General features: G+C 58.7%; 16 protein-coding genes and 1 pseudogene. 9 read left to right on the top strand and 8 right to left on the bottom strand.

All coding sequences use genetic code 11. The features are described 5' to 3' along the window. Positions 1-399 precede the first annotated feature (399 nt). Together rpsG and rpsL are read right to left on the bottom strand one after the other, a co-directional pair. Complete coding sequence (gene rpsG / locus Mal65_RS11705; RefSeq protein WP_145297566.1) at positions 400-873, bottom strand: 30S ribosomal protein S7; 474 nt, start codon at positions 871-873, stop codon at positions 400-402. A 127-nt stretch (positions 874-1000) separates the two neighbouring features. Next, positions 1001-1366 (bottom strand): 30S ribosomal protein S12, encoded by a 366-nt coding sequence (gene rpsL / locus Mal65_RS11700; RefSeq protein ID WP_145297563.1) that lies wholly within the window; start codon positions 1364-1366, stop codon positions 1001-1003. Positions 1367-1622: 256 nt separating this feature from the next. On the opposite strand from rpsL, the gene tsaD reads away from it, so the two are divergent. Beyond that, positions 1623-2645 (top strand): tRNA (adenosine(37)-N6)-threonylcarbamoyltransferase complex transferase subunit TsaD, encoded by a 1023-nt coding sequence (tsaD, locus tag Mal65_RS11695; RefSeq protein WP_145297560.1) that lies wholly within the window; start codon positions 1623-1625, stop codon positions 2643-2645. A gap of 155 nt (positions 2646-2800) precedes the next feature. On the opposite strand, the gene Mal65_RS11690 is transcribed toward tsaD, so the two are convergent. The 3 genes from Mal65_RS11690 to Mal65_RS11680 form a co-directional block, all read right to left on the bottom strand. After that, a complete protein-coding gene (locus tag Mal65_RS11690) occupies positions 2801-4261 on the bottom strand; it encodes a sulfatase family protein (RefSeq protein WP_145297557.1) in 1461 nt (486 codons plus the stop codon). 51 nt (positions 4262-4312) lie between these two features. Further along, positions 4313-6091, bottom strand: a complete 1779-nt coding sequence (gene aspS, locus Mal65_RS11685) for an aspartate--tRNA ligase (RefSeq protein WP_145297554.1) — start codon at positions 6089-6091, stop codon at positions 4313-4315. Positions 6092-6540: 449 nt separating this feature from the next. Next, positions 6541-8130, bottom strand: a complete 1590-nt coding sequence (locus Mal65_RS11680; RefSeq protein WP_145297551.1) for an MFS transporter — start codon at positions 8128-8130, stop codon at positions 6541-6543. A 339-nt stretch (positions 8131-8469) separates the two neighbouring features. Between Mal65_RS11680 and Mal65_RS11675 the strand changes: the two genes are divergently transcribed. Beyond that, a complete protein-coding gene (locus Mal65_RS11675; protein ID WP_196784775.1) occupies positions 8470-9045 on the top strand; it encodes a glutathione peroxidase in 576 nt (191 codons plus the stop codon). 225 nt (positions 9046-9270) lie between these two features. Here the strand turns inward: Mal65_RS11675 and Mal65_RS11670 are convergent, their stop codons facing one another. The 3 genes from Mal65_RS11670 to Mal65_RS11660 are packed head-to-tail and all read right to left on the bottom strand — an operon-like array spanning position 9271 to position 14021. Continuing rightward, positions 9271-11208 carry a hypothetical protein gene (locus Mal65_RS11670; RefSeq protein ID WP_145297548.1) on the bottom strand — a complete coding sequence of 646 codons (1938 nt, stop codon included), beginning with the start codon at positions 11206-11208 and terminating at the stop codon, positions 9271-9273. 48 nt (positions 11209-11256) lie between these two features. Then, entirely contained in the window at positions 11257-12195 is a 939-nt protein-coding gene (locus Mal65_RS11665) for a hypothetical protein (protein WP_145297545.1), read from the bottom strand. Continuing rightward, entirely contained in the window at positions 12192-14021 is a 1830-nt protein-coding gene (locus Mal65_RS11660; protein ID WP_145297543.1) for a cyclic nucleotide-binding domain-containing protein, read from the bottom strand. The genes Mal65_RS11665 and Mal65_RS11660 overlap by 4 nt, the downstream gene beginning before the upstream one ends. A gap of 458 nt (positions 14022-14479) precedes the next feature. Here Mal65_RS11660 and nifH point away from each other — a divergent pair. The 7 genes and pseudogenes from nifH to Mal65_RS11625 form a co-directional block, all read left to right on the top strand. Next, a pseudogene (nifH, locus tag Mal65_RS11655) lies at positions 14480-15319 on the top strand (nitrogenase iron protein); the annotation flags it as partial. An 83-nt stretch (positions 15320-15402) separates the two neighbouring features. Then, on the top strand, positions 15403-17076 hold the full coding sequence (gene nifD, locus Mal65_RS11650) for a nitrogenase molybdenum-iron protein alpha chain (protein ID WP_145297540.1): 1674 nt from the start codon (positions 15403-15405) through the stop codon (positions 17074-17076). Between the two features lie 73 nt (positions 17077-17149). Continuing rightward, entirely contained in the window at positions 17150-18550 is a 1401-nt protein-coding gene (locus Mal65_RS11645; protein ID WP_145297537.1) for a nitrogenase component 1, read from the top strand. A 49-nt stretch (positions 18551-18599) separates the two neighbouring features. Then, positions 18600-20144 carry a nitrogenase iron-molybdenum cofactor biosynthesis protein NifE gene (gene nifE / locus Mal65_RS11640; protein ID WP_145297535.1) on the top strand — a complete coding sequence of 515 codons (1545 nt, stop codon included), beginning with the start codon at positions 18600-18602 and terminating at the stop codon, positions 20142-20144. Then, positions 20144-21508, top strand: a complete 1365-nt coding sequence (locus tag Mal65_RS11635; protein ID WP_145304853.1) for a nitrogenase component 1 — start codon at positions 20144-20146, stop codon at positions 21506-21508. The genes nifE and Mal65_RS11635 overlap by 1 nt, the downstream gene beginning before the upstream one ends. A gap of 61 nt (positions 21509-21569) precedes the next feature. Further along, on the top strand, positions 21570-22859 hold the full coding sequence (locus Mal65_RS11630) for a radical SAM protein (protein WP_145297533.1): 1290 nt from the start codon (positions 21570-21572) through the stop codon (positions 22857-22859). A gap of 76 nt (positions 22860-22935) precedes the next feature. Beyond that, positions 22936-23238 carry a (2Fe-2S) ferredoxin domain-containing protein gene (locus tag Mal65_RS11625; RefSeq protein WP_145297530.1) on the top strand — a complete coding sequence of 101 codons (303 nt, stop codon included), beginning with the start codon at positions 22936-22938 and terminating at the stop codon, positions 23236-23238. The last annotated feature ends 4 nt before the right edge of the window (positions 23239-23242 follow it).

The raw sequence follows: 23242 nt of genomic DNA, 5'->3' as shown, positions 1-23242 counted from the left end.
ACATTCAGCCCAGCAGCACCTTCACCCTCCCGCCCCTTCGGGAGGGTCGGAATCGAGGAACGAGATTCCGGGGAGGGCTCTTCCGCCGGCGCGCCCTCCACTCGCGAAGGCTTTTCGAAATTGCGCTTTTACCCGAGACATTGCTCTTTTTGGTAACCCGAAGCGTGAGCGAGGCGATGTCAACATCACTCCTTCCTCGCTGACGCGTCGGGGTACCAGAAAAACGCAACTTCAAAACGAAGGCTCGCCCCTTCCGGAGGGAGGGTGATGACTGGTTGACACGCCGCGTCAAACGGCCCCCCCCAAATCTACACTGAAGCTAGCTTCGGTCGGCGCATAAAAAAACCGCGGCTCGAGGGGCAAATCGAGCCGCGGAACTCAGCCTGGCGATGGGGCAAATCACCAAGCAAAGTGCGCGAATGCCTTGTTGGCGTCGGCCATACGGTGAGTGTTCTCACGCTTCGTGTAGGCGACACCTTCTTTATTAAAGGCAGCCAAGATCTCATCGGCAAGCTTTAGGTGCGTCGGACGACCTTTTTTCTCACGAATTGCGCCCAGCATCCAACGAATCGCCAGACTTTGCTGACGAGCGCGGTTGACCTGCATGGGCACTTGGTAACTAGCCCCCCCGACTCGCTTGCTGCGAACCTCGATGTAGGGCTTCACGTTTTCCACGGCCGCTTCGAAAACCTCGATCGGTTCGCCGGCATCCGGCTTGCGCTTGGCAATTTCGTCCAACGCATCGTAGAAGATCTTTTGTGCAACCGTCTTCTTGCCGTCCAGCATCAAGCAATTGATGAACTTGCTGGCCAACAGCGAATTGTGGCGAGGGTCGCCTTTGAGGTGAGTATGGCTGGCGGTGAAACGTCCCATAGATTCGGCCTGGTCCTTGGACTTTCGTCAGGTATTTCTGATTTGGTTGGGTCGGATAAAAACAGACGACGACCAGCCCGACAAAGCCGATCGTCAAACAGTGGGGGAAACGAAAGCTCCGCCCGGCCTACTTCTTGGCCCCGTAACGGCTGCGCGACCGCTTACGGCCTTCGACGCCCAACGCGTCACGCGAACCACGGATGACTTGATAGCGAACACCGGGCAAGTCGCGGACACGACCACCACGCACCAAAACGATGCTGTGTTCTTGCAGGTTGTGGCCTTCGCCCGGGATGTAAACGGTGACTTCTTTACCGTTGCTCAAGCGAACCCGGGTGATCTTACGCAACGCCGAGTTCGGTTTCTTCGGCGTCATCGTCTTGACCTGCAAGCAAACCCCTTGCTTTTGAGGGCACCGATCCAAAACGGGTGCCTTACTTTGGGATTTCTTGGACTTGCGTCCCTTGCGAACGAGCTGATTAATGGTTGGCATGAGCGGTGGGAATGTCCGTTTTCGTCCGTATTCTCTACATTCGGTGTTTCATCACGCCAGCGATTCGACCGCTTCGGTCGCAGGCCGCGCGTGAAGATCTGGCGAGGCTTTCGCCAGGGAAGGACGCAAGTATCGGGCCATTACCAACCCTGTCAAGGCCTTTTGCTGGCATCCCTGCCCCATTCGGCCCATTTTTGCCGCCCGATAAACTGTCGTCCGCCACGCATCATTCCTCCAGCCCCATTTCGACCGCACGTTGCCCATTCTGACGATCGAATCCACCTGTGACGAAACGGCCGCCGCCGTGGTCGACCGCGATGACAAAATCCTGGGCCAGTGCGTCGCCAAACAAGACGAATTGCACCGCCATTTCCGCGGCGTGGTCCCCGAAGTCGCCGCTCGGGCCCACTTGGAACGCATCCTGCCGGTGATCGAAACGGCGATGAACCAGGCCGACGTCGCGGGTTCGGATCTGGAAGCGATCGCGGTGGCGGATCGCCCAGGCTTGGCGGGCTCTCTGCTGATCGGATTGGTGGCCGCGAAAACCTTGGCGGTCGCCTGGCAAAAACCACTGGTCACGATCAATCACCTGCACGCCCATTTGTACGCCTGCCAACTGGCCGTCGATCGTCCGGTGTATCCCTGCGTCGGCATGATCGTCAGCGGCGGTCACACCAGTCTGTACCAATGCGATTCGTCCTTGGACCTGACGTACCTGGGCGGGACCATCGACGACGCGGCGGGCGAAGCGTTCGATAAAGTTGCCGCAATGTTGTCGCTGGGCTTTCCCGGCGGACCGGCGGTGTCGAAGCTGGCGGCGTCGGGAAACCCCAAAGCCCACGCCTACCCGCGATCGATGATCCGCGACGACGGGTTCGACTTCAGCTTCAGCGGACTGAAAACCGCGGTCCGCTATTCGATCGTCGGACCGGGCCAGCAGGATTTCAGCCAACTGGATCTAAGCGATGATCAAAAGGCCGACGTGTGCGCCTCCTTCGAAGCGGCCGTGGTCGACGTGCTGGTGGCCAAGGCGGCCAAAGCGGTCCGCCATTGCCAGGCGGATCGATTGATCGTCGGCGGCGGCGTGGCGGCGAACGGCGTTTTTCGAAGCCAGCTGCAAGACGCCGCGGACCGTGACGGTTTTGACTTGGTGATCGCTCCGGCCGATCTGTGCACCGACAACGCGGTGATGGGGGCGATCGCCTGGCAGAAGATTCGTCGCGGCGAATACGCGTCGCTGGACATCGACATCCAGCCGGGCCTGCAACGCGGGTTTTAGGCAGGAACCAGATCTCCCGGGATGAGACACTCTCGCGCTACTTTCGCGCAGCGAGAGGCGACATTGCCGAGCTGTATCCGCGTTAGCCGCGGGTCGATCCTAAGCGGAAAGAAGCCAAAAGGAAAACCACGACGACATCGACAGCCCGGGGACCATCACTGAACCGGCGGCTGGACGATCTTGCGAGCCTGGGCGTTGCGGATGAAACGCTGAATCACCTCGCCGTCCCGCAGCGGATCCTCCGTCTCGTCCTGCCACTGTCGCAATGCACCGGTCAATCGCTGCTGGACGTCCGTCATCGCCGGATCGCCGGCCAAGTTGTTCAACTCCCAAGGGTCCGCCGCCAAATCGAACAACTCATACTCCGGTGCGTCGGCGAATCGCAGGTAACTGGCCTCGAACACCGCCGGAATCGCCTCGCGATCACGCGATTCACTGATCGACGGATCGCCATCCATCCGCGACTGGACGTCTCGGCCGGGCAACAAATTATGAATCAACTTGTACCGTGAATCTCGGATCGCCCGACGCGGATAAAACGGCATCAATCCGTGCGAGTGGAATTCGCCGACCAAGTACCGACGGGCCGTCGATTCATCCCCCTGAGTCAACCTGCGCAGCGAACCCCCTTGGACGTGATCGGGAATCGCCACGCCAGCCGCATCCAAGATCGTCGGCAACAAATCGATCGTCGAAACCAACGCCAAACTGGTTCGCGGTTTGGTCAGCCCCGGCCAGCGGATCATGAACGGAACACGCAGTCCGGCTTCGTAACAAGTCGTCTTGCCACGCGCAAACGGTGCCCCATGATCACTGACGAACAGCACCAGCGTGTTGTCCGCCTTTCCCGATTCCTGCAACTGTTCCAACAGCAAGCCGATCGCCGCATCCAACCGGTGCACGGCGTTGTAATACCCCGCCACGCGGTCCAGATGCTCTTCGGAACGATAGCCTTGGAACGCGAACGGCTGGACATCGCCGGCGGTCATGATCTTTGCCGGAACCCCGGCGACTTGATCACGATAGAACCAGGGCCCCTGACCGTTTTCGCGATCCCAGTGCGGATCGGAATAGTTGACCATCAAAAAGAACGACTGGTCGCCAGACTGGTCGATAAACTCCGCCGCCGCATCGGCCGTCTTGACCACGTCGCGTGTGTTGACGCGAATCCGCTGGTCGAATTCAAACGACGACTCCGGTGCAACGTGCAGTTTGCCTGCGATCCCGGTGCGATAACCCGCCGGCTTCAATAGATTCGGAATCGTCTGGTCACGGAAACGCGGATGCAGCGAATACCCGCTGTTGACCAACGCGTATTGCCCGTTGGTATGCGGGTAGGTCCCCGTGAACATCGCACTTCGCGATGGACTGCATGACGCCTGGGCCACATACGCGTTGCGAAACACCGTCGACTGGGCGGCCAAAGCGTCCAGGTTCGGAGTCCGTGCCACCGGGTCCTCATAGCACCCCAAATGCAGCCCAAGGTCGTCGCTGGTGATCAGCAACACGTTGATCGGCGCATCGTCGCCGACCGCACGAGATGTGACGAACGAAACCAGCGCCAGCGCCGCCAAACCGCAACGCACAGAAAACGGAATCAGGTCGCGGCCGGTCATCAGAACAGTCTCCTGGGCAGTGATGGCGAATCTTGTTCGCCGCCCAGGATATCAGCTCTTCGCTTTGATCGTGCGCAAGTGCAGTTCTTCCAACTGTTGACTGTCGACCTCGCCCGGCGCCTCGGTCATCAAGTCCGAAGCCTTTTGAGTCTTGGGGAACGCGATGACTTCGCGAATGTTCTCCAAGCCCGCGAACAGCATCACCCAGCGGTCAACGCCAAGCGCGATCCCGCCGTGCGGTGGCGCGCCATACTTCAGTGCGTCCAGCAAGAAACCGAAGCGATCCTTGGCGGTTTCCTCGTCGATCCCCAGCAAGTCGAACACTTGTTGCTGGACGCCGGGGTCGTGAATCCGGATCGTACCGCCACCCGCTTCGCTGCCGTTGATCACCAAGTCGTATGCTTGGGCGTGACACTTTTCGGGTTGATCTTTCAGCCGCGGCAAATCGTCCGCCAGCGGTGCGGTGAACGGGTGGTGCATCGCCACGTAACGGTCGGATTCCTCGTCCCGTTCGAACATCGGGAACTCGGTCACCCAACTGCAATTCAGATCGTTGGGTGAGAACAATTCCAATTCGACGGCCATGCGTTTACGCAGCCCCGACAATCCGCGACACGTCACATCCCAGGTGTCGGCCAAGAACATCAGCAAGTCGTTGGGCTGGCCGTCCAGTTTTTCCTTGATCTCCGCCAGATGTTCGGCGTCAAAGTTCTTCGCGATCGGGCTCCAAAGCGATCCGTCTTCTTCGACTCGGAACCAAGCCAATCCCTTGGCACCAAAATCGTTTTGAACCCAACTGGTCAGCTCGTCGATCTGACGGCGTGAATACTTGTCGGCGGCGTTCTTGACGTTGATGCCGCGAACGAATTTGCCGGCGTCGGCGGTCCCGCGGAACACGCGAAACTCCGTCTTCTTGGCCACATCGGTGACGTCGACGATTTCCATGCCGAACCGCAGGTCGGGTGCGTCGCTGCCGAAACGACGCATCGCTTCTTCGTACGTCATCCGCGGCAACGGCAATGCGATGTCTTTGCCCAGGACTTCCTTGGCCGTCGCGGCGACCAATCCGTCGATCAGGCTCATGATGTCGTCCGCGTCGACGAACGACATCTCCAAGTCCAGTTGGGTGAATTCCGGCTGGCGGTCGGCCCGCAGGTCTTCGTCGCGGAAACACTTGGCGACTTGGACATAGCGGTCAAAACCGGCGACCATCAAGATTTGCTTGTACAGCTGGGGTGATTGCGGCAGCGCATAAAATTCCCCGGGATGCACGCGGCTCGGCACCAGATAATCGCGGGCGCCTTCCGGGGTGCTGCGGCCCAGGATCGGCGTTTCGACGTCGATAAAATCGTGCTGGGCGAAATAGTCCCGCATGATTTTGACGATGCGGCTGCGCAAGACCATCGCCCGCTGCATCTCGGTCCGACGGAGATCCAAAAAGCGATACTTCAGCCGCAGATCTTCGCCCGGCAATTCGGCCTGTCCCGGGGTGAACGGCGGCGTCGCGGCGGCGTTCAGGATCTCGAAATGCTCGCTGCGGACTTCGATTTCCCCGGTCGGCAGCTTCTCGTTGGTCTTGCCTTCCAAACGATCCGAAACCTTGCCGCGGATCAGGATCACGCTTTCGGCAGGCACGTGACCCGCTTGGTCGATCAGCGATTTGTCGGCTTCCGGAGGCCCGATGACGACCTGGGTGATGCCGTATCGGTCACGCAAATCGATGAAGACAGCGCCGCCGTGGTCGCGTTTGCTTTCGACCCAGCCGCATAGGGTGACTTCCGTTCCGACGTCTGATTTGCGGAGCTGGCCGCAGTTGTGGGTCCTGAGCACGGGGGATCGTTTCTCGTGGTTGGCTGGCTGGATCGGCGATGCCGAGTTTTTGGAAAGCCGAAGATTCTAGCCACCAAATCCGCCGCGTGAACGGGACTGGTTCGCTGGCACAAGCCGGTGCCAGCGTGTTGGCACTAGTGTCTTGCGATCCTGAACGCACCCCCGCGCACGCTACTTTCGGCGGAGCGAGAGGCGACGATGTGAGCCGCAAGGCGCTAGCCGCGGGTTTTGTTGTTCCGGCAACGCAGCCCGGCGCCTACACATTCGGCTCAGTACCACCTTCACCCTCCCGCAAGCGGGAGGGTCGGAATCGAGGGACGAGATTCCGGGGAGGGCTCTTCCGCCGGCGCACCCTCCCCTCGCTAAGGCTCGACCCTCCCGGAGGAGGTAAAGGGAATAGGCAGCCGCTTCGGCTCAAACCCGCTTCCGGGGAGGGCTCTTCCAGCCGCCTAATACTCCGTCGGTGCCGGGCGTTCCAGCGGATCCTCGGTCGCCTCGTGAGGCACCGGGACCTCCGCATCCTCATGCTCGTGATCGATCTTGATCGCCTTGTAACCGCCGATCGATCGGTAATAGATCAGCAATCCCAAGAACCCGATCGCCATCGTCGCCGGCACATAGGACGTCAGCGTCAACGCACGACGGCCGCCGAACAAATACGAATCCTGAACCGCCGAAAAGTCCGTGTCGGCGTTGGCCAACAACACTTCCTTGTCCGCTTCGTCGATCAGTTCCGCATCAGCCAACGCCTGGGTCGAAACCGGCTTGCCGTCTTCGCCCAACTCCGCCCCATTGGCCGCGTTCAACTTCGCCGCATCCAACGGCCGGTACTCGTAACCCCAAGCGGTGATGGCTTCGGGTTCGGCATAGCGTTCGAATGTTTCTGGCGCGGTCTGCTGCAGATTCTCGCTCATCGAAAACCCTTGCTGAGTCCCGATCCGCGGGCCGGCAATCTGGCCGACGCACAACATCCCGGCCGCTCCGAGGGCCCCCATCGCAACCGATCCACTTTGCGGATACCGTTCGCCCGCGACCCCCAACATCGTCGGCCACAGGAACGCTTTGCCCAGCGAATAGAACGTCGCGGCGACAAAGATCATGCCGACGCTTTGGATCGGCGACCCCAACCACAACAGTCCCAAGCATGCGATCACCGAACTGCCCAACAGCAATCCGATCGGGTTGATCTTGTGGACGATCGGGCCGGCAAAGAACCGCAGCACGAACATCAACATCGACGTGTAAACCAGAATCAGCACCGAATTGGGCAACAGGTTCTCCATCAGCTTCGTCATCCACGAATCGACGCCCAATTCCATGTAGCCGATCAACGCGTGCAGAACGATCAAAACCAGGAACGGGATCGAAGCGAAACACGAGAAAACCGTCGCAAAATCGCTGCTGGATTCGCCCACCGTTTCGGGGAACTTTTCCGGGATCACCATGATGCCGTAGGCCACGACGACAATCGCAAAGCTGGCCAAGGCCCATTGCCAGGGCAATTCGGTGAACCAGGCTTCTTCGCCGATAAACCCAGCCGCAAACAGACCGCCGACGATCATCCCGGCGGGCCATCCGGCGTGCAGGATATTCAAATAGTGTGTTTTATTGTCCGGATACAACTGGGCGATCAGCGGGTTGATGACCGCTTCGTACAATCCCTGACAGATCGAAAACAGGAACGCACTCCAGAACAAAACGTTGAACACGTTCTGCGTCGCGTTCTCCGGATCCGATTCACGCCATCCGTCAAATAGCGGGTTGGCGATGAACAACATGACGGCACTGACCAAGTGCAATACGAACGCCAGCATCAGCAGTTTCTTGTAGCCGAATTTTTCGACCAAGATCCCGCCAAAGAAAATCATCAACCCGAAGCCCAGGAACCCTGCCCCAAGAATCGCACCGAATTGACCTCCCCCGATGTTGAATTCGCGTTCCCAAGGACCACCGGCCGCCGTCCTGGTGGCGAACCCGATGCCCGATGCGACCAGCGTTAAAAAGCTGGCCAGCATCAATTTTCCACGTGCAAAATCCACAGACGAGTCTCCTGGGTTGGATCGAATTCGAGGCGGGATGAAATTCGGAAAGGAATGGCAGACCGCGGATGCTGGGGGTAAACGGTTCGTCCGTCAACCTTGGACCGCGGCTTAGGGGAAGAAATCAAAACGTAATCGGACCACGAGGCCGTCGCCACTAGCACTGCCGGTATACTCACCCCAGAACTTGAAAATATTCCCGGCGGCCTTGTCGGCACGATCCGACGAGTTTCGCCCGAATCGGAAGCTCGTTCGCGAGGCTCAAACTTCGCACGGCCTCGCCGAAGCCCACCCGATCTGACGTTCCATCACTTCCTTTCCCATACCGGAATTCTGCCCATGCGTCTGTTCCTGTCCTGCCTGGTTGCGACCGCCCTGATGACCACGTCCGCCCGCGCCGACAAAGCCGAATCAGCCGAGCACGAATGTGCGTTGAACTTCGAAGTCAAAAATATCGAAGGCGAAACGGTCGACTTGGAAGACTACGAAGGCAACGTCGTGCTGATCGTCAACGTCGCCAGCAAGTGTGGCCTGACCCCGCAGTACGAAAATCTGCAAGCGATGTACGAGAAGTACAAGGACCAAGGTTTCGTGATCCTGGGATTCCCGTGCAACCAATTTGCCGGCCAAGAGCCGTGGGAGGAATCGAAGATCCTGGAATTCTGCACTGGCGAATACAACGTCAGCTTCCCGATGTTCAGCAAGCTGGAAGTCAACGGTGACGGCGCCGCTCCGCTGTACAAATTCCTGACCAGCCAAGACGTCAAGCCGAAGGGAGCCGGCAAGGTTTCATGGAACTTTGAAAAGTTCTTGATCGACCGCGAAGGCAACTTGATCAACCGCTTCGAGCCTCGAACGAAGCCCGATGACAAAATCGTCGTGAAAGCCGTCGAAGCCGAATTGGCCAAGAAGTAACGCCAACCCTGAGCCGAGCGCGCGACCCACGGGTCGCGCATCGGCCAATCATCTCAACCATGCGGCTCACAAAGTCGCCTTTCGCTCCGCGAAAGTAGCGTCCGAGCCCTGAAGCAACGCACCTGAATCGGCCCCGATCCCGCTACCGTCGAGTCGCACGGGCCAAACATCTCAACCATCGGGTCACATAGTCGCCTTTCGCTCCGCGAAAGTAGCGTGCACCCATCAATGACGGTGGTACCGGTGGCACTGCATGCATCCGTCAGGTGCCGCACCCGGGCGATGGCACACCGCACAATCCGCCTTGGTCATCTCTGCAAAACCCACCGCGTTCACCCGCTGACCGGCCGAATCCATCACGGCCGACTCATCCACGCGGTGACAGTGCTGGCAGTCCGACAGTCCCGCGATCTTCAAATGCGGTCCGTGTGAGAACCGATGACCGTCATCCGGCGTCATCGGTTCGTTCCACCGGACGTCGCCCGTCAAACGCATCGGATCCACTGACGCCCCGTCGTGGCACTGCGCACAAGACTTCACCACGGGATCCGCCAAGGTCCGCTGAACCACGGAATCGTCCAGACGCCCCGATCGAGCCATCGATAACATTGCGGTCGCAACGGGATCAGCGTGCCCGGTCGGACGGTAAGCCAGTTTCAGCAGAAAATCATCGCGGTACCATCCGCCCAGCGACAACAACGTGTCACTGTCGAACCGCTCGGCATCCGTTTTCGACGCATCAAACCAGCGTGACTTCAACGCCTGGACCATTTGTGGTGCCAAAGACTTCGCCAGCTCCGATGCAAACTCTTGTTCACAGCCAGCATCGACCAAGCGGCGAAGCAACTCGGGTTGCCCACCTTTAGCGATTGCGTTGATCATTCGCGCGACCGTCGCGGCCAGATTGGTTGCTAATCGCAAATCGCCATCGTCATAAGGGTCCAGCAGCGAAAGATCTTGCACGCTTGCGATCTGGGATTCGGTCCAACCGTCGCCGCGCAACAACAGCGATTGCAAAGCCGACACCTGGCCATCCAAAAACCCGGTCGCCGCATCGGGCCAGCGGATTCGTTGCCCGGAACCGGCCATCGCGTCGACCACATCATCGGGCAGCGACGGCAGTGACAAGGCCACGATCCCCGGCGATGCCGCTGCCCTTAACGACGCATCATGACATTCCGCGCATGCCGCCCGGTAATCCACGTTCGCGAAATCGCCAAACGGCTCACCACTCGGTCTTGCAAGCCCCGACTGGTGACACGCCTGGCATTCAAACGTTGCCGCAACGCCATCGCGCAGTGTCGCCGGGAAATGCTTCACTTGGTGACTAGCGTGGTCAAACGCCACGCGACGACGTCCTGACTCATTCACGTCTGCTGTATCGCGACGGTACGGATACCCACGAAATTCCGGATGGGCCGACGCGAAATCGCCGTAAGCTTCGATGTGGCAACTTTGGCACTGCTGGTCGGACATCGCGACCAAACTGCGATCATCCCCGTGATGTTCCCGATGGCAGACACTGCACTGCACATCCGCATGCACCGTGCCCGCTGTCTGATTCGTTTCGCCACCCAGCCAAGCGGCCGGCGAGAATGACGCCAGCGATACGGCTGGCCGGCCATCGCGGCGACGATCGATCAAGCGTGCGGTGATCTGCTGTTGCTGCGTGGGCGTCCAGTTGTGCGCCGCCAAAGCGGTCGTGCGGTCGATCGTCTTGGCGTGACAATCCAAGCACCGTTGCGATTGTGCGGCGGCGGCATTGTCGTGCTTCGATCCGTGACCAGAAGCCAAACCGAACCAATCGGCCAGTGAACTTGGATCCACCGCGTGACAGGCACGACAATCCGCGGCACCAGAGTTTGCACCGGATCCGTGCAGGCTGCCGGACAAGATCTGCGCATGCGGCGTCGAAAGCGGCCCCGGTCGAATCACCGTTTCAGGCCCCGCCAATAGGCCGGCACTGATCAACAGCAAAAGACTCGCCGCGATCACCCCGCCGCCGATCAATCGCTTGCGGCCTTTCCAAGTCCGTCGCACGCGACATGCACTTGCACCGGAGATCATCGCAAGCGGACAACGTCCCTGCGTCCCGGGGCCACCAGAACACGCATCCTTTTCACCCAATCGACCGCACTGAAAACGACCAGACGGTCGATCCATCGACGGAGGCTTGGGCAGCGAAAGATCACCATGACGCATACGATTGCCCTACCCCGTGATGCCGATGGCGATGACGACATGAACGGTGGCCAACACCACCAACACGATCGACAACGTGGCGTGTGCGGCGACCCAGATTCGCAGTCGCCACTGCAACGCGTACTGAAAATCCACTTGATCACGACGACGGACCAATCCCATCATCTGATCCACTGCCAGGGCTGACGCCTCGTCCAAATACCGACGCTGGTGATTCAAATCGGCCAACAATTTTTGTCTGATTCGTGGCGTCGGATACAGTCGCTGCGACAGACACAACGGCCGTGCCAGATACGGCTGCACTTTGTCGTCGAAGATTCTTTTGACGATCCTCGCGGCATCCCCATCACCGAGTTCGCTGATGACTCGCGTGGCGGCGTCGTGCAATTGGCTGCGATGCCAACCGTACTGGTCAAAGCGAATTTCTTCGCCGACTCGACTGATTCGTCGCGGAACGGTTCGGCTGGCGTACAGCCCGTAAAACCCGCTCAGGCTGGTCGCCAAGAACGCGACCGACAACGTGCCTTCCAGCCAGCCGTCGCCGACCAGAACCGGCACATGCGTGACGTACACCAATGCGGCGAACAACCCGGTATAGATGTGAACTTGAGTCCAAGTGCTGACGCTGCCCAGCGGTAAAACCGGGATCCGCCGACGCATCCCGATCATCACCAATACACCCAAGCATGCCGCCAGCGTGAACCCTGACAACCAGCGGGCATCCCCCAGCGAAGCGACCACTTCGCGATGGAAAGCGGCGTAGACCAACGCAATCAAAACAGTGCTTGCCAGCGAAACCCATCGCCGCCGCTGCCGCTGTGTCCAAACGGTCCGCATCCCCAGTCGGTCCAGTGCCTTGGCCGATGTTGCTGTCGCCCAGCCCAGACCACGACGCATGGTCGATGCCGCCAACAGATTGCGGGTGGTGTTTGACGAAGAACGGCTCATTCGCGCCGCTCCCGCATCAACGTTTGCAGTTCGCTCGTTTCGCTCAGATCGATTCGCACCAATGCATCATGCGGGCAAGCCGACACACAGGCCGGGCCACCGGGCTGCGAGACACACAGATCGCATTTGACCGCTTTACCGATGGGCTTTTCGTTTTGCTGATCCAGGTACGGTCGCCCAGCGCGATCAACGATCTCCACCATCTCGATCGCGTCGTAGGGGCACGCGTTTGCACAGGTCTTGCAACCGACACAAATCGGTTCGTGAATCTGAATCACCCCCGTCGCTTCGTCACGCAGGATCGCACCGGTCGGACACCCGATCATGCAAACCGGATCGGTACAGTGCATGCACGCGTTGACGAACTGGAATTGGTCGTGACGCAAACCTGTGCGAGCGAAACGTGGGTTTCCGTCGTGAGTCGCCGCACATGCTTTCACGCAATCATCACAGCGGGTGCACCGGTCCAAATCGATGACCATCGCCTGGCGACCATTGTTCAATCGTTCTTGAACGACGAACTCCAGCATCGACGTGGAATCCAAACGCTGGGCACGATGATCGGTCACGACGGGCAAACGACTCGATGGCTCGTTATCCCGGCGCGGCTGTCGACGCCGATCCAGGGCTTCGTCACCGGCCCCGGATGCCCCGGTACCGTCATCACGCAACATCTGTCGCCCGACGTCGGCGGGCAGTTCACTGCGCCGCACGAAAGGCAGAATCTCCGTCGCGAAGACTTCCGCGGGAATGTGCAGCGTGTCCAGAAACCCGACTGCCCGCAATTGATTCTGGATCGGTCGTGGTGGTGCAGTTTCGGGCCGAGTCGCGTTGTAAGCCAGCTCCTCCAGTGCAAAGACCTGTCCTTTGCCAAGGTATGCCGTCGTGCGAAATCCGTCACCGTGCGGCTGACACAGACGCCCGAAGCCGGCGCGGACGATGATCAGATCCGTCGGCAACCCGCCCTGCTGGATCACCAACGGCTCCGATTCAATCTGTTGTTTTGGCGATAGCTTTCGCGACTTGCGATACTCGGTGTTCCAAGCCAGACGCCCGAACGATCGCAATTGTGTCGCCGCAACCACCTTGATCATGCGATCATCGGGCAAATGCCGCAGCAGGGGGACTTCGCGCAAATGCAGCGGCAACCATTGGCTGCGGTAATGCTGGTCCATCTGTTCGGCGAATCCCGGGTCGTTTCGCAATAGCTTCAGACCCTGCCAACGGATCTCCAGCAGCGCAGATTCCGTTTCCGCCAACACCGTGGCCGTCCGTGGCGACCGATACATTGCCGCAACTTCGCCGAACAGTTCCCCCGGCCCCAATCGCACCGATTGGTTTTCCGACAGCACAGCATCGACGTCTTGCAGAAACAGAGCCGTGTGATCGTCGTCGTGGTGGATCGTTGACTTTCCGTTTTTGGTCGGACGCACCGCCGCGATCGAACGTGATTCGGGATAGCGACTGGGAAACAGGTATTCCGCCAGTGCCCCGGCCCATGTCTTTTGGGGCGGTGTTTCACGGCCCATTTGTTCTTGCCGCAGCGAATCGATCATCAACCGCGTCTGGCCGGCCAGCACCAGAAAGGCACTGTTCCCATAGTCACCTTCGCGGACGATCAATTCGCCGGCCTGATAACGTCGCAGCCTGCAATCGTTCTTCAACACGCCTTCCAACGGCGTGGATCGCGGGAATTTGGACGAATCCAGCGACGCAAACGGCTGGCGCGACCGCAGCCAAGCGACGTCGCTGTCGCTCATCGACGGATCCATCGGCTCGTCCCATCGTTTGGGCCGAGTCACTGCGATCGAGGGCGAAGATTCCATGCCGGTTGCTAAACCGCATCGATCCGGCGGGTCAAGATCGATCCCCCGGCTTGCCCTGTTTCACAAATCGTCGCTCCATCGCTGCCCGAAACGGGAAACACCAAGCGACACAAATGTCACTTTTGACGGTCGGTCACGACAAATGTGTTGGTTGCAACGACGGGACGCGAATGCCGGTCATCGCCCCACCGAAATTCTTTAAAGAATTTGCCCCTGAATCAAATCCTGCATTCCGACTTTGGGGCATCCAAACCGCGATTGGCCTCGCGTGATGCGACCGGATGACTCTGCTGCATCGGTCCCAAAGAAACGCTCGGCACGGTCCTTGCCAAAGGAACTTCTCTCAACAGGCACTCGCATCCACTGGTCTTTGACGCCGCACCAACGCGTCCCAAGACGCCACGAGCGGGTCGAGTCGCCGCCGTTTGGACGAACACGAAACTCCGAAGCGAGAGGGAATGATGAGAAAAGTCGCGATCTATGGAAAAGGTGGCATTGGCAAAAGCACCACCACACAGAACACCGTCGCCGCCCTGGTCGAAATGGGCAAGAAAGTCATGGTCGTCGGCTGTGACCCCAAAGCGGATTCAACACGATTGTTGTTGAACGGTCTGGCTCAAAAGACGGTCTTGGACACCATCCGCGAAGAAGGCGAAGACGTCGAACTGGAAGACATCCGCCGCGCTGGGTTTGGTTCTTCGCTGTGTGTGGAATCCGGCGGCCCCGAACCCGGCGTCGGCTGCGCCGGTCGCGGGATCATCACCAGCATCAACCTGTTGGAACAGCTGGGTGCGTACGAAGAATCGGAGCAACTGGATTACGCCTTCTACGACGTGCTGGGTGACGTCGTCTGTGGCGGATTTGCGATGCCGATTCGCCAAGGCAAAGCCCAAGAAATCTACATCGTCTGCAGCGGTGAAATGATGGCGATGTACGCCGCCAACAATATCTGCAAAGGCATTCGCAAGTTCGCCGAAGCGGGCGGCGTTCGTTTGGGCGGGCTGATCTGCAACAGCCGCAAGGTCGACAACGAACGCGAAATGATCGCCGAGTTTGCCAACCGACTGGGCACGCAAATGATCCACTTCGTTCCTCGTGACAACGACGTCCAACGGGCCGAGATCCGCAAGATGACGGTGATCGATTGGAACAAGGAATGTCCCCAAGCGGATGAGTATCGCACGCTTGCGGGCAACATCGACAAGAACGACATGTTCGTCGTTCCCAAGCCATTGGAGGTCGAACAGTTGGAATCGCTGCTGTTGGAATACGGCCTGTTGGAAGGCGCCGCCGCCTAGCCATCGATCTTCGTCATACACCAAACACGATTCGTCCGCATTTCATTTTTCCACGGCCAACGCGCCATTCCAGGAGAATTACCGTGTCCGAACACTCACCTTTCGATGACGATTCCGAGGTTGCCGTGACCAGCGAATCGTTACGTGACGACCTGCTGGATGCCTATCCCAAAAAAACACGTCGCAAACGTGAAAAACAGGTCGTCGTCAATCATAAACAGGCGGACGAATCCGGTTTGGTTTCACTGCCGGTGATTGGTGCCAACACACGCACCATTCCCGGCGTGATCACACAACGTGGTTGCAGCTATGCCGGCTGCAAAGGCGTGATCCTGGGGCCGACGCGTGACATCGTCAACATTACCCACGGTCCGATCGGCTGTGGATTCTATTCCTGGCTGACACGCCGGAACCAAACGCTGGCACCGACCGACGAACACGACAACTTCATGCCGTACTGTTTCAGTACCGACATGCAGGATGAAAACATCATCTTCGGTGGTGAAAAGAAATTGGCCAAAGCGATCGAAGAAGCTTATGAGATTTTCAAGCCCAAGGCGATCGCAGTCTTTTCCACCTGTCCGGTGGGCTTGATCGGCGACGACGTTCACCAAGTCGCCGCGGAGATGAAAGAAAAACTGGGCATCAACGTGTTTGGATTCAGCTGTGAAGGCTACAAAGGCGTTTCCCAATCGGCCGGACACCACATTGCCAACAACCAAATCTTCAAACACGTCGTGGGTGAAGACAACACCAAGCGCGGCAAGTGGTCCATCAACCTTTTGGGCGAATACAACATCGGCGGCGACGCCTTCTTGATCGAAGACCTGTTGCAGCGATGCGGCATCGATTTGGTCGCCACGTTCAGCGGCAACAGCACCTACGACCAGTTCGCCAATTCGCACATGGCCCAATTGAATTGTGTCATGTGCCACCGGTCGATCAACTATGTCGCCGACATGATGGAAAAGAAGTATGGGCCGCCCTGGATCAAGGTCAACTTCATCGGTGCCAAAGCGACGGCGAAAAGCCTGCGCAAGATCGCCGAGTATTTCGACGACCAGGAACTGACCGAAAAGGTCGAAGCGGTCATCAGTGAAGAATACCCCGCGGTGTTCGAAGCCCAAAAAACCTATAAGCCTCGGTGTGAAGGCAAACGAGCGATGCTGTTTGTCGGCGGGTCAAGGGCCCACCATTACCAGGAATTGTTTGCTGAACTGGGCATGAAGACCATCGCTGCCGGCTATGAGTTTGCTCACCGCGACGATTATGAAGGCCGCGATGTGCTGCCCGACATCAAAGTCGATGCGGATTCACGGAACATCGAAGAACTGCACGTCGATGCGGATCCCGATCATTACCGGGGCGATGACCGCGCCAAGGCGATTGAGCGTGAACGGGCGGGATACAAGTTCAAAGAATATGACGGCTTGATGGCCGACATGCCGGAAAAGGCGTTGGTGATCGACGACATCAACCATCACGAATCCGAAGAACTGATTCGCCGCATGAAGCCGGACCTTTTCTGTGCCGGAATCAAAGAAAAGTACGCCGTTCAAAAGATGGGCGTGCCCTGCAAACAACTGCACTCTTATGACTACGGCGGCCCCTACGCCGGATTCCAGGGTGCGATCAACTTCTACAAGGAAATCGATCGCATGGTGAACGCCAAAGTCTGGTCGATGATCCAGCCTCCCTGGTCGGACGAGGCCAAGCAGAACGCCCCGTCATCATCGTCGATTCGCCGGGACGGCTAAGCCAGCCGGATCGACCTGTTGATCACGCCGGAACTTTCTTTCCATCTATACCCTTCCATTCACGGATACCATCATGACATTGCTGCGCCATACCTCGGCGGACCAAGACGTCCAGCGTGAAGCGTTGACCGTCAATCCCGCCAAGACGTGTCAACCCATCGGTGCGATGTACGCCGCGCTCGGGTTGCATCGATGCCTGCCACACAGCCACGGTTCCCAAGGTTGTTGTGCCTATCACCGATCCACGCTCAGCCGACACTACAAAGAACCCGCCATGGCGGGCACCAGTTCATTCACCGAAGGCAGTTCGGTGTTCGGCGGCCAAGCTAACTTGCTGGCCGCGATCGAAAACATCTTCACGGTCTATAACCCCGACGTGATCGCGGTTCACACGACGTGCCTGAGCGAGACGATCGGCGACGACGTGCCACAGATCGTCGAGGCCGCGATCGACAAGGGATTGCTGCCCGAGGGCAAGATGGTGATTCACGCCAACACGCCATCCTATGTCGGTTCACACACCACCGGCTTTGCGACGATGACCAAAGCGATGGTCGACTACATCGCACAGTCCAGCGGCGCCGAAAAGATCCGCGACCAAGTGAACCTGATTCCTGGTTGGGTGGAACCGGCCGACATGAGTGAACTGAAACGACTGGTCAAGCTGATGGGGCTGGATCCGGTCACGTTTCCCGACACGTCGGGCGTGTTGGATTCACCACAGACCGGCATCCATGAAATGTTCCCCGCCGGTGGTGCGACGGTCGATTCGATCCGTTCGGCGGGCGATTCCTGTCACACGATCGCATTGGGTCCGATTTGCAGCGGCCCGGCCGCCAAAGCTCTGTTTGCCAAGTGCCAAATTCCGCAAACCACGATGCCACTGCCGATCGGGCTGAAAGCCACCGATCGATTCATCATGAAGTTGCGTGAGATCAACGGCGGCTTTGTCCCCGATGAAATCATGACCGAACGCGGACGCGTGTTGGATTTGATGACCGACATGCACCAATACTTCTATGGCAAGACGGCCGCCTTGTGGGGCGACCCCGACCAATTGGTTTCGCTGGCCGAACTGCTGATCACGCTGGACATGATTCCAAAGTTCGTCGTGACTGGAACACCGGGCAAGAAGTTCTACAAACGCATGGGCGAAGTCTTGGGCGACCACGCACAAGGCTGCAAGGTCGACCAAGGCTCCTGCGCCGACATGTTCCAACTGCACCAGTGGATCAAGAGCGATCCGGACAAGGTGGATCTGCTGATCGGCAACACGTATGGCAAGTACATCGCTCGTGACGAAGACATCCCGCTGATCCGTCACGGATTCCCGATTCTCGATCGCATCGGTCACCAACACTTCGCGACCGTCGGCTATCGCGGGGCGACACGAATCTTGGAACAGATTTTGGACGCTTTCCTAGATCGTCAAGACCGCGACGCTCCCGAATCCGGTTTCGAACTGGTGATGTAGATCGCCGCCGTCATCATCCCGCAAAGTGCAATACGAAGGATGCAACGCCATGCGCGAGGCCATTGATATCCTGGACGCCCGCCGCCGCCAGGTTCACACCAAAGGATCGCAGCCGTTCCAGCTGGACTGTGAAAAACACAGCGTTGCCGGTTCGGTCAGCCAGCGGGCGTGCGTGTTCTGCGGTTCACGGGTCGTGCTGTATCCGATCACCGACGCCCTGCACTTGGTGCACGGACCCATCGGATGCGCGGCGTACACCTGGGACATTCGCGGGGCCCAATCGTCGGGATCGCAATTGCACCGCATGTCCTTTTCGACGGACTTGCGTGAAAAGGACGTCATCTACGGCGGGGAAAAGAAGTGCGAAGCGGCGTTGATTGAACTGATCGGGCGGTATCGTCCCAAAGCCGCGTTTGTCTACGCGACCTGCATCGTCGGATTGATCGGTGACGACTTGGAAGCGGTCTGTCGGCGCGTGACGGCACAAACGGGCGTGGAAACGATCCCCGTGCACAGCGAAGGGTTCGCCGGTTCCAAGAAAGACGGTTACACGGCCGCCTGCGCGGCACTGGATCGCTTGGTCGGTACCAGTGAATCGCCGCCGCCGGACGGACCTTCGATCAACATCCTGGGCGACTTCAACATCGCCGGTGAAACCTGGATCATCCGCGATTATTACGAACGGATGGGCGTCAATGTCATCTCCACCATCACCGGGGACGGACGCGTCGATGACATCCGCCGGGCTCACCAAGCCCAATTGAACGTCGTGCAGTGCTCGGGATCCATGAAAGGCTTGGCCCGGCTGATGAAGCAAAAGTACGACATCCCGTTTGTTCACGTGTCGTATTTCGGATTGGAAGACGTCAGCAAGGCCCTTTACGACGTCGCCGAACAATTCAACGATCCCGCGATGATGCAACGCACGACTCAGTTGGTGCGTGATGAAATCAGCGCCGTGATGCCCCAACTGCGACGCTATCGTGATGCTTTGCAGGGCAAGAAGGCGGCGGTCTACACCGGTGGCGCGTTTAAAGCGTTCAGCCTAGTACGTTCTTTGCGAACGTTGGGCGTTCAAACCGTGATCGCCGGTTCGCAAACGGGCAATCCCCAGGACTATCAGCAACTGGAATCCTTGTGTGACGACGGGACCGTCTTGTTGGACGACACGAACCCGTTGGAACTGGCAAAGTTCATCGACCAGACCGGCGCGGACTTGTTGATCGGCGGTGTGAAAGAGCGTCCGATCGCTTACAAGCTGGGCGTCGCATTCTGTGACCACAATCACGAACGCAAACGTTGCTTGGCCGGATACGAAGGCATGGTCAACTTTGCCAACGAAGTCTATTCGTCGGTTTGCAGTCCGGTTTGGTCCCTGTCACCACGCAAACGACACGCGCCGCCCGTCAAGCGATCAATCGGCCCAGGACCGTTGGTCACAGCCGATGCCGGGTTGCCGCTGAACACAAAAGCCCCGCAGTGCCCAACCGCGGCGACCGTCCCATCGGCGGGTTCCGATTCACACGCCTGTGGCGTTTGTCAGTTGAAAGCTCACTGCAGCGGCTTGGCTGCCCAAGAAACGGAGACGGCATGATGACCGATCAAGGTTCCAGCTTTGTTGCCACCCGAAACGCATGCAAGATGTGCACGCCCTTGGGTGCCTGTTTGGCGTTCAGCGGCGTGGAAGGCTGTTTGCCCTTCTTGCACGGGTCCCAAGGCTGTTCGACCTACATCCGGCGATACTTGATCAGCCACTTTCGCGAACCGATGGACATCGCGTCGTCCAACTTCGACGAACAGTCGGCCATCTTTGGCGGGCAAAACAACCTGTCGATCGGGCTGCGGCACGTGCTGGAAAGCTATCGTCCCAAAGCGGTGGGAATCGCGACGACCTGTCTGAGCGAAACGATCGGCGACGACGTGTCGATGTTCCTGAACGAATTCCGCAACGAACAAGCGGGAAATGCGGACGTGTCGATCCCGCCGCTGATCCACGCTTCGACGCCCAGCTATCACGGCAGCCACTTCGACGGGTACACCGAAGCGGTGGCGGCGATCGTCGACACCCTGGCCGAAGGCGGAAAGCGACAAGCCGACCTGGTCAACATTCTTCCTGGCATCGTGTCGCCTGCCGACCTGCGTCATCTGCGAGAAATCGTTAGCGATTTCGGACTAACGCCGGTTTTGACACCGGATTACAGCGAACGATTGGACGGTCCGCCGTGGCAACAGTACCAACGGATTCCCGATGGCGGTACGCCTATCGACATGATTCGGCGATGCGGAACCGCCGCCGCGTCGATTCAGTTGGGGGATACGCCAACGGGACGTACCGCGGCGGGCATCCTGGCCGACAAGTTTGACGTGCCCGCCATGGTGTTGCCGATGCCGATCGGTGTGCGAGCCAGCGATCAAATGTTCGCAGCGTTGGAAAACATCAGCGGCCGCCCGACCCCCAAACAACACGCCGACGAACGCGGGCGATTGGTCGACAGCTACATCGACGCCCACAAGTACATCTTTGGAAAGTGTGCGATCGTTTTCGGCGACGAAGACTTCGTCGTATCCACGGTTGGATTCCTGGCGGAGATCGGCATCCAAACCGTCTTGTGCGGATCGGGCGGCCAGAGCGGAACGCTGAAAGCATCGATCGATCAAATCGAAATGGGCCCAAGTGAACCGCCGCGAGTGATCGAAGGCGTCGACTTTGAAGACTTGACCGAAGCGGCCGACGACGTTCACGCCGACCTGATGATCGGTCATTCCAAAGGCTACAAGCTGGCCCGCCAACTGGGCATTCCGTTGGTCCGCATCGGATTGCCCGTTCACGACCGCTTCGGTGCTTCGCGATTGCTGCACGTCGGCTATCGCGGCACCCAACAACTGTTCGATCGCATCGTCAACACGTTGTTGGAACAGCGTCAAGACATCAGCGAAATGGGATACACGTACTTGTAGCCCCACATCATCGCAAAAGACTTCGTTCCCCGGTTTCCTTCATCCGACAAGGCCGATTGCCATGAGTGTTCAATGCCATCCGTGCTTTGATCCCGAAGCCCGACACCAATATGGACGCGTGCATTTGCCCGTCGCGCCGAAGTGCAATGTCGGATGTAATTTTTGCAACCGCAAGTTCGATTGCTTGAACGAATCACGACCTGGTGTATCCAGCACGCTGCTGACGCCGGAACAGTCGCTGACGTACCTGAACAAAGTCGTTGACCTGGTGGACACACCGATCACGGTTGTCGGCATTGCCGGCCCTGGCGACCCGTTCGCCAACGCCGACAAAACGATGCGCACGTTGCGATTGGTTCGCAAGCACCATCCGTCGATGCTGTTGTGTGTCGCCAGCAATGGCCTGGAAATCGCACCGCACGTCGAAGAATTGGCCGAGCTGAAGACCAGCCACGTCACGCTGACCATTAACGCGATCGATCCAAAGATTGGTGCAAAAATCTATCGGTTCGCTCGGCTGGGACGAAAAGTCTTGCGTGGTATCGAAGCGGCCGAGGCTTTACTGGACCAACAACTCGACGCGATCGATCTGCTGAAGTCTCACGGGATGACGGTCAAGGTCAACAGCATCGTGATGCCGGGGATCAACGACCATCACATCCCCGATATCGCCCGCTTGGCCGGGCGGCTGGACGTCGATTACCACAACTGCATGGCGTTGTATCCGCTGGCCGACACGCCTTTCGCCGACTTGGACGAACCCGACGCGACGATGATGACCGACATCCGCGTGAGGTGCGGCGAATTTGTTCCCCAGATGGAACACTGCCAACGCTGTCGCGCCGATGCCGCCGGCATGTTGGGCGAAGACAACGCCGAAGTCGTCCAACAAGCGTTGACCGAAGCCGCATCCATGGAAGCTTCACCCAGCGACCAGCGACCCTACGTCGCCGTCACGTCGTTCGAAGGCCTTTTGATCAACCAGCACCTGGGGGAATCCGAACAGTTGTGGATCTTTGGCCGCGACCCCGACGGCAGCTTTCGCCCGATCGAAACGCGTCCCACGCCGTTGCCCGGTTCGGGTGAAAGCCGCTGGGACGAATTGGCGGATCGACTGGACGACTGCAGCGTTCTGCTTTGTGGCAACGCCGGCCAAAGTCCCAAAGTCGCGTTGGCCAAACACGGCGTCCGCGTGCTGGTCGCCGAAGGCATGATCGAAGATGCCTTGCACGCGATCTATCAAGGTCAGAAACCTCGCATGCCCGCCCGCGTGCTGGCACAGGCATCGGGTTGCGATACCGACGGCGTCGGCTGTGGCGGATGTCCCGGTTCGGGCACCGGTTGCGGTTGATGCGATTGAATTCCCAAGCGTTTTCCGACCTGTTTTCGTTCCGTTCGTTTCACCGCGCTTTGCGAAAGGCAATCCGATGGACACCAGTCGTTTTCATTTGATGATTTGCAACAGCTATCGCACCAACGGCGAACCCAAAGGCGTCTGCCATCGCAAAGGTGCTGCGGGGTTGCCACAGTACTTGGAGGACGAAATCATCGACCGCGGCATCGATGCGATGGTGTCGACCACCAGTTGTTTCAAACGCTGTGGCAAAGGCCCATTGTTGGTCGTCTATCCCGAAGGTTGGTGGTACAGCGAAGTCGACGAAGACAAGATCGACGAAATCTTGGACGCGTTGGAAGACGAACGTCCGGCCGAAGCCTTGCTTGCGGAATAGTCAC

It is taken from the genome of Crateriforma conspicua, from assembly GCF_007752935.1.
GTDB lineage: Bacteria > Planctomycetota > Planctomycetia > Pirellulales > Pirellulaceae > Crateriforma > Crateriforma conspicua.
This window is presented reverse-complemented; position numbering and strand designations above follow the sequence as displayed.

Coding starts and splice junctions, on each gene's coding strand:
- Mal65_RS11670 (WP_145297548.1), bottom strand. CDS start 11,208: ATGGATCGACCGTCTGGTCGTTTTCAGTGCGGTCGATTGGGTGAAAAG.
- Mal65_RS11690 (WP_145297557.1), bottom strand. CDS start 4,261: ATGACCGGCCGCGACCTGATTCCGTTTTCTGTGCGTTGCGGTTTGGCG.
- Mal65_RS11625 (WP_145297530.1), top strand. CDS start 22,936: ATGGACACCAGTCGTTTTCATTTGATGATTTGCAACAGCTATCGCACC.
- Mal65_RS11675 (WP_196784775.1), top strand. CDS start 8,470: ATGCGTCTGTTCCTGTCCTGCCTGGTTGCGACCGCCCTGATGACCACG.
- rpsG (WP_145297566.1), bottom strand. CDS start 873: ATGGGACGTTTCACCGCCAGCCATACTCACCTCAAAGGCGACCCTCGC.
- Mal65_RS11660 (WP_145297543.1), bottom strand. CDS start 14,021: ATGGAATCTTCGCCCTCGATCGCAGTGACTCGGCCCAAACGATGGGAC.
- rpsL (WP_145297563.1), bottom strand. CDS start 1,366: ATGCCAACCATTAATCAGCTCGTTCGCAAGGGACGCAAGTCCAAGAAA.
- Mal65_RS11645 (WP_145297537.1), top strand. CDS start 17,150: ATGACATTGCTGCGCCATACCTCGGCGGACCAAGACGTCCAGCGTGAA.
- Mal65_RS11665 (WP_145297545.1), bottom strand. CDS start 12,195: ATGAGCCGTTCTTCGTCAAACACCACCCGCAATCTGTTGGCGGCATCG.
- nifE (WP_145297535.1), top strand. CDS start 18,600: ATGCGCGAGGCCATTGATATCCTGGACGCCCGCCGCCGCCAGGTTCAC.
- Mal65_RS11630 (WP_145297533.1), top strand. CDS start 21,570: ATGAGTGTTCAATGCCATCCGTGCTTTGATCCCGAAGCCCGACACCAA.
- Mal65_RS11635 (WP_145304853.1), top strand. CDS start 20,144: ATGACCGATCAAGGTTCCAGCTTTGTTGCCACCCGAAACGCATGCAAG.